This is a genomic window from Ruegeria sp. CDSA077 (assembly GCF_059612265.1).
Map to the genome: position 1 here is coordinate 323725 of NZ_JBXWQG010000001.1, position 11952 is coordinate 335676.

Here is an 11952-nt window from a genome sequence, read left to right on the forward strand (position 1 = left end):
ATGAATCTAAAAAAGAAAATTCTTGATACCCTGCCAGAGGTCAAAATGCCGGACCTCACCAAAAGAGCCGAGATTTCTGTTTTTCTGGTGCACAACTCTCGCGATCCGGAGTACTACTTTTTTCTCTTTGATTTCGAGGAATTTGTTGATCGGTCGAATGGCGGCTACTTCGTTCGCCCGGCGTTAAAGATATTCTCTGGGCGAGACGATTTCAGTCGCGTTCGGTTTGCGCGCGAATTTCGCCAGGTTTTTGCGCGTGAATTTGATCGGATGCGTGCAGAACTCGCAGCCGAGAAGGGTAAGCGTGGTTGGTTGAGTTGGAGTTTCGGATTGAACTCGGCTGTGGATATCGTTGGCGGATTGGTCGGTAATTTAATTTTGGCAATCGCCCTATCCGTAGGGAAGAAAGTGTTCGGTGACATCGCTTTGCCACGCATCTTGATGGGTAAAAGCGATGAAGCCAAGCTTGCGGACGAAATTGACAGAACAAAGACTAAGGTCGAAGGCGCGCTGGCTGAGATCGAGATCACTATTCACCCCGAACTTTATCGCCACGCATATCGCGATGGTCATCTTGGCAAGATTAGCGGCATGGATCGGGATGCATGGCCGTTGCCGAACTTTGTTCGCGTGCATTTGACAGACGAAAAGAGTGGGTCATGGTGGTAGGAGGCGATCAATGTTCAACAAAATCCTGATTGCTAACCGGGGCGAGATTGCCTGTCGGGTGATGGAAACGGCTCAGAAAATGGGTGTGTCCTGTGTTGCAGTGTATTCGGACGCGGACGCCTCGGCCAAGCATGTGCAAATGGCGGATGAGGCGGTGCATATCGGTGGCGCGGCCCCGGCGGACAGCTATTTAAAGGGTGATGTGATCATTCAGGCAGCGCTGGATACGGGCGCGCAGGCGATCCACCCCGGCTATGGGTTTCTGTCTGAAAACCCCGGTTTCGTTGACGCGGTTGAGGCTGCGGGTCTGATCTTTATCGGGCCCTCGGCGGATGCGATCCGCAAGATGGGCCTCAAAGACGCGGCAAAAGTGTTGATGGAGCAGGCGGGCGTGCCCGTGGTTCCGGGTTATCACGGCGATAACCAAGACCCTGATCATCTGGCGGGCGCGGCCCAGACCATCGGCTATCCAGTGCTGATCAAAGCCGTTGCGGGGGGCGGCGGCAAGGGGATGCGGCTGGTAGAGCACCCCGAAGACTTTACTGAGGCTCTAGACAGTGCGCGGGGAGAGGCGAAAACCGCCTTTGGCAACGATGCCGTTCTGGTCGAAAAATTCGTATCCAAGCCCCGGCATATCGAGGTGCAAGTGTTCGGCGATGGCACCCAAGCGGTACATTTGTTCGAACGCGATTGTTCGCTGCAACGGCGGCACCAGAAAGTGATCGAAGAGGCCCCGGCTCCTGGAATGACAACTGAAATGCGTGAGGCCATGGGGCAGGCGGGCGTGCGCGCCGCCGAGGCGATTGGCTACAAGGGCGCAGGCACGGTTGAGTTCATCGTCGATGCCTCGGACGGGCTGCGCCCGGATCGGTTCTGGTTCATGGAGATGAACACGCGCTTGCAGGTGGAACACCCCGTGACCGAGGCGATTACCGGCGTTGATCTGGTCGAATGGCAGTTGCGAGTCGCTTCGGGTGAGGCGCTGCCAAAAACGCAGGATGACCTGACGATCAACGGGCATGCGTTCGAAGCCCGGCTTTACGCCGAGGACGTGCCCAAAGGGTTTCTGCCCGCAACAGGTACGCTGACACATCTGCGCTTTCCTGCGGAATGCCGCGCCGATAGCGGAGTGCGGTCCGGCGATACAATCAGCCCCTGGTACGATCCGATGATTGCCAAGGTCGTGGTGCATGGCCCGACGCGCGCGGTGGCGCTGGAAAACCTGCACCGGGTTCTGCGGCGGACCGAGGTTGCCGGGACGGTCACGAATCTCTCGTTTCTTGGCGCGCTGACCCGGCACCCTGGATTTGCGGCGGGCGATGTCGATACCGGGCTGATCGGTCGGGATATCGACGGGCTGGTCCGAACTTCTGATGCGGGCGCGCGCTTGATTGTTGCAGCAGCCATGACGGCGCTTGATCTGGTCGAGACCGGGCCCGACACGGGTTTCAGCCTGTGGGCGCCGCTGCACCGGGCCGTCCAGTTGAAGTGCGATAGCGAGCTCATTGATCTAGACGTACAGGTCGAAGGACCTGTCCGGCAGGTCTGGCAGATCAAGGACACAACGGTTCTGGCGCAACGGCGCAATGGAGGCTGGTACATTGATGACCGCCCGATGCCGCCCGTGGCACTGGCTGGTGTGACAATCACAGTATTCGATGACTATGGGCAAGTGTTTGAGCATATCGATCCGCTCGATCGCGATGCAAGCGCCTTGGGCGATACGAATGTGGTCGAGGCGCCGATGCCCGGTCTGGTCAAGGCCATGTTCGCCACCGTAGGGCAAGCCGTCTCAGAAGGTGATCGACTGGCCATTCTGGAAGCGATGAAAATGGAGCATTCTCTGCTGGCCGCCCGCGATGGCGTGATCGCCGAGGTGCTGGCCGAAACCGGCGCTCAGGTCGAGGCCGGCGCGGCGCTGGTCCGGCTGGAGGAGGAATGATCTGTCCCGCTGCGCCGCAACGTGGCACAGTCGGGACAACACGGCATAACGGGAGGCGAAAGCTATGGGTGAACGGGTCGACATTTTTGAAGTAGGGCCACGTGATGGGCTGCAGAACGAACAGCGGGAAATTCCTGTTGCCGAGAAAGTCGCTCTGATCGATTGCCTGAGCAAGGCGGGCTTCAATCGGATCGAAGTTGCCAGTTTTGTGTCTCCGAAATGGGTGCCCCAGATGGCTGGCAGTGCCGATGTTCTGGCCGGGATCCAGCGGGTTGGTAAGGTGCGTTATGCGGCGCTGACGCCGAATATGCGCGGGTACGAGGACGCCTTGTCTGCCAATGCGGATGAGATTGCCGTATTCGCATCTGCCTCGGAAGGGTTCTCGAAGGCCAATCTCAACGCGACCATCGCCGAATCCATTGAGAGGTTCAAACCGATCCTAGAGGCTGCGCGCCATATTGACCTGCCAGTGCGCGGTTACGTGTCCTGCGTGACCGACTGCCCCTATGATGGTCCGACCCCACCCGAGAAGGTGGCCGAGATTGCGGACACATTATTTGCGCTGGGCTGCTATGAGGTATCGCTGGGGGATACGATCGGGCAGGGAACACCGGACACTATCGCCCATATGCTTCTGGCGGTGCGTGAGACGGTGCCTGTTACCCGCTTGGCGGGACATTTCCACGACACCAATGGTCGGGCCATCGACAATATCGACGCTGCATTGGCGCTGGGCGTGCGGACATTTGACTCAGCAGTCGGGGGGCTGGGCGGTTGCCCCTATGCACCCGGCGCCGCAGGGAACGTGGCCACCGAAGCCGTGGTCGCGCATCTAGAGCGTCTTGGATACGAAACGGGGCTTGATCTGGGGATCGTGGAACAAGCGGCACAAATGGCACTGGCCATGAGGGCGGAGTAGGCGATGTTTGAAACGATCTCGGTCACGGTTGATCCACGTGGCATTGCAACCCTGACGCTGAACCGCCCGGAGAAGCATAATGCGATGTCCGCGCAGATGATCCGGGAACTGACACAAGCGGCGGTGCAGTTGGGCAGCGATGGCACTGTGCGCGTCGTCGTTCTGACCGGAGCAGGCAAAAGCTTTTGTGCCGGTGGGGATCTGGGCTGGATGCAAGACCAGATGGCAGCGGATCCTCAGACACGCTTTGTCGAAGCACGCAAACTGGCCGAGATGTTGCAGGCGTTGAACGTGATGCCCAAACCGCTGATCGGAGCGTTACAGGGCAACGCCTTTGGTGGCGGTGTGGGTCTTGCCGCTGTCTGTGATGTGGCAATTGGCGTCGAGACCCTAAAAATGGGCTTGACCGAGACGCGACTGGGTCTGATCCCGGCCACCATCGGCCCCTATGTCGTCGCTCGGATGGGGGCGGCACGTGCGAGGCGGGTCTTTATGTCGGCCCGATTGTTTGACGCGGCCGAGGCCGTCGATTTGGGCCTATTGGCAAAAACGGTATCAGCAGAAGATATGGCCGACGCTGTCGAGGCCGAGGTTGAACCCTATCTGTCATGTGCGCCTGGTGCGGTGGCCTCGGCCAAGGCCTTGGTCCATGGTTTGGGGCCGCGTGTTGACGATCCCGTTATTGACCAAACGATCCGGGCGCTTGTTGCGCGCTGGGAAACCGACGAGGCGCATGAGGGAATCAGCGCATTCTTCGACAAGCGAAAACCTGTATGGAATAGTTAGGTTTACGTTCTGTCGGTTTGGGCGTTTCACGGATCGAAGTTCGGCTGGAATGAAACGGAATATTAGGGTGCCATGCGGTTGTGTTTGGTTGACCCTCTGACCCCGCGCGGATAGAGAATGTCCAGTCAACACGCTAATTGACGGCGCTCCCCTACGGGGCACGCGCAGGAAAGGAGCTATTCGTGGAAGACCTGCTGCGGGAGTACCTCCCGATCCTGGTGTTTCTGGTCGTCGCTGCGGGCCTTGGAATCGTCCTGATTCTTGCCGCTGTGGTGCTGGCCGTCCGCAATCCCGACCCGGAAAAGGTCAGCGCTTATGAATGCGGCTTCAACGCCTTCGACGATGCGCGGATGAAATTCGACGTCCGATTCTATCTGGTCGCGATTCTTTTCATCATCTTCGATCTGGAAATTGCGTTCCTGTTCCCTTGGGCCGTGGCTTTCAAAGACATCAGCGATGTCGGATTCTGGTCCATGATGGTGTTCCTGGGCGTTCTGACCATCGGCTTTGCCTATGAATGGAAGAAGGGGGCCCTGGAATGGGAGTGATGACGGGTGCAAACACCGCCGGCGTCGATAAAGAAGTCGCCACCCAGGCCCTGAATGCCGAGCTGCAGGACAAAGGGTTCCTGCTAACTTCGACCGAGGATATCATCAATTGGGCGCGCACCGGGTCGTTGCACTGGATGACCTTCGGTCTGGCTTGCTGCGCGGTTGAGATGATGCACACCTCGATGCCGCGTTACGATGCCGAACGGTTCGGGATCGCGCCACGCGCGTCCCCACGTCAGTCGGATGTGATGATTGTGGCCGGAACGCTTACCAACAAAATGGCGCCTGCGCTGCGTAAGGTCTATGACCAGATGCCCGAGCCGCGCTATGTGATCTCGATGGGATCCTGCGCCAACGGCGGCGGGTATTACCATTATTCCTATTCTGTTGTGCGCGGCTGTGACCGCATTGTGCCGGTCGATATCTACGTGCCTGGATGCCCTCCGACGGCTGAGGCGCTGTTGTATGGTCTGATGCAGCTGCAGCGCAAAATCCGCCGCACCGGCACCATTGTACGCTGAGGAGGGGGCAATGAGCGAAGCACTCAAAGAACTCGGCGCGCAGCTGGAACTCAAACGGACCGATTGCGTTCTGTCCTGGGATGTCACCTATGATGAGTTGAACGTGGACGTGGCCCCGTCGAACCTTGTGGAATTTATCGAATTCCTGAAGGGCGATGCCAGTTGCAAGTTTTCGACCCTGGTGGACATCACAGCCGTTGACTATCCCGAACGGGCCAAGCGGTTCGATGTGGTCTATCACTTCCTGTCGATGTACCAGAACCAGCGTATCCGCCTGCGCGTGTCGATCCGTGAGGATGACATGGTACCGTCGATTGTCGATGTTCACCCTTCGGCCAACTGGTTCGAGCGCGAGGTGTTCGATATGTTCGGCATCCTTTTCTCGGGCCATCCTGATCTGCGGCGAATCCTGACCGACTATGGCTTTCGTGGCTATCCGCTGCGCAAGGATTTCCCGACCACCGGTTATACCGAGGTCCGTTATGACGAGGCGCAAAAGCGTGTGGTCTATGAGCCGGTCAATCTGGTGCAGGAATACCGTCAGTTTGATTTCATGTCTCCGTGGGAGGGTGCGAATTACATCCTGCCCGGCGATGAGAAACAGGAGAACGAATAATGGGTGGCATTTGGTGGCTGATCCTATCTGCACTGACCATCATCCCGATGGTGAAGATTTTGCCGTTCTTCGGGATTAACAAATACTGGTGCCTGCTCTGTCTGATCCCCTTTGGCACGATCGCGTTGCTGTGGTGGGTCGGGCTGAAACTGCAAGAGCTGGAGCGCCGCTGAGATGATGATGCTGGGGGAACTGATCGTGCTGGGTGCGCTGGGGGTCCTTCTGGCGGGGGCTGCAGCCAAGGCGGCCGAGGCCGAAAAGGTTCGGGTTCGGGCTGATGCAAAAAAGAATAAGCGGGGGCGTTGATGGACGGCTCAAGATATGATGACGGCAGCACGGACGCGCTGAGCGGAGAACAGAAGATCCGCAATTTCAACATTAACTTTGGCCCGCAACACCCTGCGGCGCACGGGGTTTTGCGGCTTGTGCTTGAGCTGGATGGCGAGATTGTTGAGCGTTGCGACCCGCATATCGGTTTGTTGCACCGTGGCACCGAAAAGCTGATGGAAAGCCGGACGTATCTGCAGAACCTGCCGTATTTCGACCGTCTGGACTATGTGGCGCCGATGAACCAGGAACATGCCTGGTGTCTGGCCATCGAAAAGCTGACCGGGGTCGAGGTGCCGCGCCGCGGCTCATTGATCCGGGTACTGTATTCCGAGATCGGGCGCATTCTGAACCACTTGCTGAACGTGACCACTCAGGCGATGGATGTGGGCGCGTTGACCCCGCCTCTTTGGGGTTTCGAAGAACGCGAAAAGCTGATGGTGTTCTATGAACGCGCCTGCGGCGCCCGTCTGCACGCGGCCTATTTCCGCCCCGGCGGTGTGCATCAGGACCTGCCGCCGGAACTGCTGGACGATATCGAGGCGTGGAGCCACGAATTCCCCACCATTCTCGACGATATTGACGGTCTGCTGACCGAGAACCGCATCTTCAAACAGCGCAACGCCGATATTGGTGTGGTGACTGAGGATGACATCCAGAAATACGGTTTTTCGGGTGTAATGGTCCGTGGATCGGGTCTGGCCTGGGACCTGCGTCGCGCGCAGCCCTATGAATGCTATGATGAATTCGAGTTCCAGATCCCCGTCGGCAAGAACGGCGACTGCTATGACCGTTATCTCTGCCGCATGGAAGAGATGCGTCAATCACTGCACATCATCCGTCAGGCCATCGCCAAAATCCGGGACTGCCCCGGAGACGTTCTGGCCCGTGGCAAGATCACCCCGCCCAAACGCTCGGACATGAAGACCTCGATGGAGAGCCTGATCCATCACTTCAAGCTGTACACCGAAGGCTTCCACGTGCCTGCGGGCGAGGTCTATGCCGCCGTCGAGGCCCCGAAGGGCGAATTCGGCGTCTATCTGGTTGCCGATGGCACCAACAAGCCTTACAGAGCCAAACTGCGCGCGCCGGGCTTCCTGCACCTGCAAGCCATGGACCACATTGCCGGAGGCCACCAACTGGCCGACGTCGCCGCCATCATCGGCACCATGGATGTCGTATTTGGAGAGATTGACCGCTAATGCTCCGCCGTCTTCATCCCGAACAACCCGAAAGCTTCGCCTTTACCGCTGCCAACCAGCAATGGGCCAAAGCGCAGATCACCAAATACCCCGAGGGGCGTCAGGCCAGCGCAGTCATCCCACTGCTGTGGCGCGCGCAGGAGCAGGAGGGCTGGCTGAGCCGCCCGGCGATTGAATCCGTCGCCGACATGCTGGGAATGGCCTATATCCGTGTGCTCGAGGTAGCCTCGTTCTACTTTATGTTCCAGCTGCAACCCGTTGGCTCGGTGGCGCATATTCAGGTCTGCGGCACCACCTCCTGCATGATCTGCGGGGCCGAGGATTTGATCGCGGTCTGCAAGGACAAGATCGCCGCCAAGCCGCATGCTTTGTCCGCCGATGGCAAGCTGAGTTGGGAAGAGGTCGAATGCCTGGGCTCTTGCACCAACGCGCCGATGGCGCAGATCGGCAAGGACTATTACGAAGACCTGACCGCCGAGGGTTTTGGCAAGATCATCGACGATCTGGCCGCTGGCAAAGTGCCGACACCGGGCCCTCAGAATGGGCGCTATGCGGCAGAGCCCTTGAAGGGACTGACCAGCCTGACAGAGTATGACAGCGGCCGAACCCAGTATAATGCCAGCGTTCAGTTGGCGACTGATCTGGGGGATACCGTCAAACGCATCGACGGGACCGAGGTTCCGATCCTGACGCCATGGCTGGGCAAAGATGGCAAGGCAGCGGCGACAAAGGCTGCTCCGAATCCTCCCAAGGCCCCCGCACCGGCCAAACCCGCGGTTAAACAAGCGGCTGAGGCGAAGGCGGTCAAAGAAGACCAGCCCGACACGCTTTCGGGTGCACGGGACGGCAGGTCGGACGATCTGAAGCTGCTTAAAGGTGTCGGGCCTAAGCTTGAGAAGACGCTGAACCAGCTGGGCTTCTATCATTATGATCAGATCGCCAAATGGACGCCCGAGCAGGTTGCCTGGGTTGATGCGCGGTTGAAGTTCAAAGGCCGGATCGAGAGAGACGGCTGGATTGATCAGGCCACCAAGCTGGCGGCGGGTGAAGAAACCGAGTTCGCCAAGCGGGTCAAGGACGACGGTACATACGAAGACTAGGATGTGTGCCCGCTCTGGGCATTTAGGACAAGATGGACAAGGACAAGGAACAGGCCATGGCCCGCAAGGGTCGACATATCGGGGTGGTCATCGCCGTGACCATGCTGATCTGGCTTGCCATGACGATGTTCATTGGCCCTGCGATGGAACTGCCGGGACGCTATGCGCTGCTGTTTGATTTTGCCGCGCTGGCCGGTTTCATCTATGCGGGCGTCAACATATTTCAACTCTGGCGCATGCGTCAGGACAGCTGAAGGTAATACATGATGCTGAAGGATCAGGACAGGATCTTTACCAACATCTACGGGATGCACGAGCGTACTTTGCGCGGTGCACAGACCCGGGGGCATTGGGACGGCACTGCTGGCCTGATCGGCAACGGGCGCGACTGGATCATTCAGACGATGAAGGATTCAGGGCTGCGGGGCCGGGGCGGTGCAGGGTTCCCGACCGGTTTGAAATGGTCCTTCATGCCCAAGGAAAGCGATGGTCGCCCGTCTTATCTGGTGGTGAACGCGGATGAATCCGAGCCCGGCACCTGCAAAGACCGCGAGATCATGCGCCATGATCCGCATACGCTGATCGAAGGCTGCCTGATCGCCTCTTTCGCGATGAATGCGCACACTTGCTATATCTACCTGCGCGGTGAATACATCCGCGAGCGTGAGGCGCTACAGGCCGCGATTGACGAGGCCTATGATGCCGGTCTGCTGGGCAAGAACGCCGCCGGTTCGGGCTGGGATTTCGACCTCTTCCTGCATCACGGTGCGGGCGCCTACATCTGTGGCGAGGAAACCGCTCTGATCGAAAGCCTTGAAGGCAAAAAGGGCATGCCGCGGATGAAACCCCCGTTCCCGGCGGGCGCGGGGCTGTATGGCTGCCCGACCACGGTGAACAATGTGGAATCCATCGCCGTTGTGCCGACCATCCTGCGTCGCGGGGCCGATTGGTTCGCAGGCTTTGGCCGTCAGAACAACGCGGGCACCAAGCTGTTTGCGATCTCGGGCCATGTGAACAACCCCTGTGTGGTTGAAGAGGCGATGTCGATCCCGTTTGAGCAGCTGATAGAAACCCATTGCGGCGGCATTCGCGGCGGCTGGGACAATCTGCTGGCTGTGATTCCGGGCGGGTCTTCGGTGCCTTGCGTGCGCGGCGAAAACATGCGCGACGCAATCATGGATTTCGACTATTTGCGCGGTGAGTTGGGCTCGGGGTTGGGAACAGCGGCCGTGATCGTGATGGATAAATCCACCGACATTATCAAGGCGATCTGGCGCCTGTCGAAGTTCTACAAGCATGAAAGCTGTGGCCAGTGTACACCGTGCCGCGAAGGCACCGGCTGGATGATGCGAGTGATGGATCGTCTGGTGCGGGGTGAGGCCGAGCTGGAAGAGATCGACATGCTGTTTGACGTGACCAAACAGGTCGAGGGCCACACAATCTGTGCCCTTGGTGATGCGGCAGCTTGGCCGATCCAGGGCCTGATCCGCAATTTCCGGGAAGAAATCGAAGACCGCATCAAGGCCCAGAAATCGGGCCGCACGGGTGCGATGGCAGCGGAGTGATTCAAATGGAAGTATTCTCGGACTATGGCCATGCACTTGCATCGGTGATGATCTTCACCCTCGTCGTCCTGTTCCTAGCCCCATTTTCGGCAATGGCCAAACAGGGTAAAGGGCTGGCGCCAGGCGCCACGCCCGAGCAAGATTATTCAGACAGGGCCTATCGGTTGAACCGTGCTTATCTGAACGGCACTGAAACGCTTCCTGCTTTTGCGGCGGTTACGATCGCGGCAATTTTGGTGGGGGTCAGCCCGTTTTGGGTAAACTTGCTCGCCTCGGTGGCACTGGTTTCGCGTCTGGCAATGCTGTTTGTTCATCTGCGTGGACTGGGTAAGCCGAACTCTGGCTTGCGCTCGGTTCTTTACGTGGTTGCCTGGCTTTGCATGTTCGTGATGGGGATCATGGCATTGGTGGCGGCGTTTTAATGATTGAACGAACTGTTGATCTTGTGACCAGAACCAAGAATGTTTCCTTCATCGGCGCAGTTTTACTGCTGGCGGCGGTTTCGGCCTGCGGGCTGATTAAGCCGTCGGAAGATCGTATTCTATTCGATGGCAAGTCGTTCAGAGCCAAAGCAAAGCACATCAACAAAAAAGCGTCTCCTTCGGATTTCACCGTTGTGATCAAAGGAGTATCTGCCTCATTGGATGGTGCACGCGAGGCCGGCCGTTATGAGGGCACCAAGTTTTGCATCGCGAATTTCGGATCCTCCAGGATCGACTGGAAGGTCGGGCCGGATACCGAACCACAAAACCTTCAGATCAACGATGACAGACTAACCTTTGCCGGGAGCTGCCGCCGTCCATGAAGCGGGTTTTTGCATATCACGCCGTGACAGGCCCATTGCTATTGCATAGCAATGCTGGCCTCCGTCGTCTTGGTCTTTCCAAGACGAAAGGATTTGTCATGTCTGGTATCAAAATGCTTGCCGTTGCAACGGCGCTGACACTGCCTGCGGTTGCTTTGGCTAAACCTCCCTTGCGCGAAGTCAAAGAGATCGACAACGAACTCTATTACATCGCTATCGCGAACGAAATTTCGGAATACTGCCCCTCCATCAGCGGGCGGCGCATGAAAGCGATTGGTGTGATGTGGAGCTTGCGGTCGAAAGCGAACCAGTTGGGCTATTCCGACAGTGAAATCCGCTCCTATGTCGATTCGGATGCAGAAAAAGACCGGATGCGCGCCAAGGGCGAGGCCTATCTGGCCCAAAATGGCGTGTCGTATGGCCGGCCGAATTCTTTCTGTACGCTTGGGCGTGCGGAAATTGAAAGAAACAGCGCCATCGGCGTGTATTTGAGGGCGAATTGAGTATGGGTTTCAGAGCTTTGATGATGGGCTTTGCTGGTGTTTTGCTTTTGGTCTTAGCTGGATGCGAGTCAACATCCAGCCAAGCTTTGGACGCTGACACATCTCGCGCTCAGTTTCGTACACAGGTTCCGCAGGGCCTCTATGATGTGGCCTTTGCCAACGCTATGGCAGAGCAGATTGCAGGCGGTTGTCCGAATTTGTCGCTCAATCGTTCGCAGATCAGGCAAAGCATGAAAACGGTAGCTGACGACCTAGAAGCCAAAGGGTATCGGGAAAGCGATTTTGCCTATCTCGAAAGAAATTTGCCGCGGAAGCGGATACAGGACGACGCTATTCGCTATATCCAAGGAAACGGCATCGTGATTGGCGTTCCAGATACGATGTGCTCGGCAGGGCGAAGCGAAATCGCCAAAAAATCTGCTATCGGCACATTCCTGAAAGGGTAG

At 57.9% G+C, this 11952-nt stretch carries 17 protein-coding genes; all 17 read left to right on the forward strand.

Going from position 1 to position 11952, the window contains the following annotated elements; genetic code table 11:
- The 17 genes from AC2FLE_RS01625 to AC2FLE_RS01705 all read left to right on the forward strand — a co-directional run bounded on the left by AC2FLE_RS01625 (position 1) and on the right by AC2FLE_RS01705 (position 11952).
- Positions 1–669 carry a hypothetical protein gene (locus AC2FLE_RS01625; RefSeq protein WP_496694866.1) on the forward strand — a complete coding sequence of 223 codons (669 nt, stop codon included), beginning with the start codon at positions 1–3 and terminating at the stop codon, positions 667–669.
- A gap of 10 nt (positions 670–679) precedes the next feature.
- Positions 680–2611, forward strand: a complete 1932-nt coding sequence (locus AC2FLE_RS01630; protein ID WP_496694867.1) for an acetyl/propionyl/methylcrotonyl-CoA carboxylase subunit alpha — start codon at positions 680–682, stop codon at positions 2609–2611.
- 64 nt (positions 2612–2675) lie between these two features.
- Positions 2676–3530, forward strand: coding sequence for a hydroxymethylglutaryl-CoA lyase (locus AC2FLE_RS01635; protein ID WP_496694868.1), 855 nt, complete (start codon positions 2676–2678; stop codon positions 3528–3530).
- 3 nt (positions 3531–3533) lie between these two features.
- Positions 3534–4316 carry a crotonase/enoyl-CoA hydratase family protein gene (locus AC2FLE_RS01640; protein ID WP_496694869.1) on the forward strand — a complete coding sequence of 261 codons (783 nt, stop codon included), beginning with the start codon at positions 3534–3536 and terminating at the stop codon, positions 4314–4316.
- 182 nt (positions 4317–4498) lie between these two features.
- Complete coding sequence (locus AC2FLE_RS01645) at positions 4499–4864, forward strand: NADH-quinone oxidoreductase subunit A (protein WP_496690852.1); 366 nt, start codon at positions 4499–4501, stop codon at positions 4862–4864.
- Entirely contained in the window at positions 4855–5388 is a 534-nt protein-coding gene (locus AC2FLE_RS01650; protein WP_037307875.1) for a NuoB/complex I 20 kDa subunit family protein, read from the forward strand. Before AC2FLE_RS01645 ends, AC2FLE_RS01650 begins: the two co-directional genes overlap by 10 nt.
- 10 nt (positions 5389–5398) lie before the next feature.
- Entirely contained in the window at positions 5399–6004 is a 606-nt protein-coding gene (locus tag AC2FLE_RS01655; protein WP_496694870.1) for an NADH-quinone oxidoreductase subunit C, read from the forward strand.
- Entirely contained in the window at positions 6004–6177 is a 174-nt protein-coding gene (locus AC2FLE_RS01660; RefSeq protein ID WP_170433422.1) for a hypothetical protein, read from the forward strand. Before AC2FLE_RS01655 ends, AC2FLE_RS01660 begins: the two co-directional genes overlap by 1 nt.
- Position 6178: 1 nt before the next feature.
- Positions 6179–6310, forward strand: a complete 132-nt coding sequence (locus tag AC2FLE_RS01665; protein WP_271950199.1) for a hypothetical protein — start codon at positions 6179–6181, stop codon at positions 6308–6310.
- Positions 6310–7533 (forward strand): NADH-quinone oxidoreductase subunit D, encoded by a 1224-nt coding sequence (locus tag AC2FLE_RS01670; protein WP_496694871.1) that lies wholly within the window; start codon positions 6310–6312, stop codon positions 7531–7533. Before AC2FLE_RS01665 ends, AC2FLE_RS01670 begins: the two co-directional genes overlap by 1 nt.
- Positions 7533–8633, forward strand: coding sequence for an NADH-quinone oxidoreductase subunit NuoE (nuoE, locus tag AC2FLE_RS01675; protein WP_496694872.1), 1101 nt, complete (start codon positions 7533–7535; stop codon positions 8631–8633). The genes AC2FLE_RS01670 and nuoE overlap by 1 nt, the downstream gene beginning before the upstream one ends.
- Positions 8634–8665: 32 nt before the next feature.
- Entirely contained in the window at positions 8666–8887 is a 222-nt protein-coding gene (locus AC2FLE_RS01680) for a DUF5337 domain-containing protein (RefSeq protein WP_271950193.1), read from the forward strand.
- Positions 8888–8899: 12 nt separating this feature from the next.
- Positions 8900–10198, forward strand: coding sequence for an NADH-quinone oxidoreductase subunit NuoF (gene nuoF, locus AC2FLE_RS01685; protein WP_496696070.1), 1299 nt, complete (start codon positions 8900–8902; stop codon positions 10196–10198).
- A gap of 5 nt (positions 10199–10203) precedes the next feature.
- Entirely contained in the window at positions 10204–10620 is a 417-nt protein-coding gene (locus AC2FLE_RS01690) for an MAPEG family protein (RefSeq protein ID WP_281994871.1), read from the forward strand.
- Positions 10620–11003, forward strand: a complete 384-nt coding sequence (locus tag AC2FLE_RS01695; RefSeq protein ID WP_496690849.1) for a hypothetical protein — start codon at positions 10620–10622, stop codon at positions 11001–11003. Before AC2FLE_RS01690 ends, AC2FLE_RS01695 begins: the two co-directional genes overlap by 1 nt.
- A 98-nt stretch (positions 11004–11101) precedes the next feature.
- Positions 11102–11506 (forward strand): DUF5333 domain-containing protein, encoded by a 405-nt coding sequence (locus AC2FLE_RS01700; RefSeq protein WP_496694875.1) that lies wholly within the window; start codon positions 11102–11104, stop codon positions 11504–11506.
- A gap of 2 nt (positions 11507–11508) precedes the next feature.
- Positions 11509–11952: a DUF5333 family protein gene (locus AC2FLE_RS01705; RefSeq protein ID WP_496694877.1), complete on the forward strand. Its 444-nt coding sequence runs from the start codon at positions 11509–11511 to the stop codon at positions 11950–11952.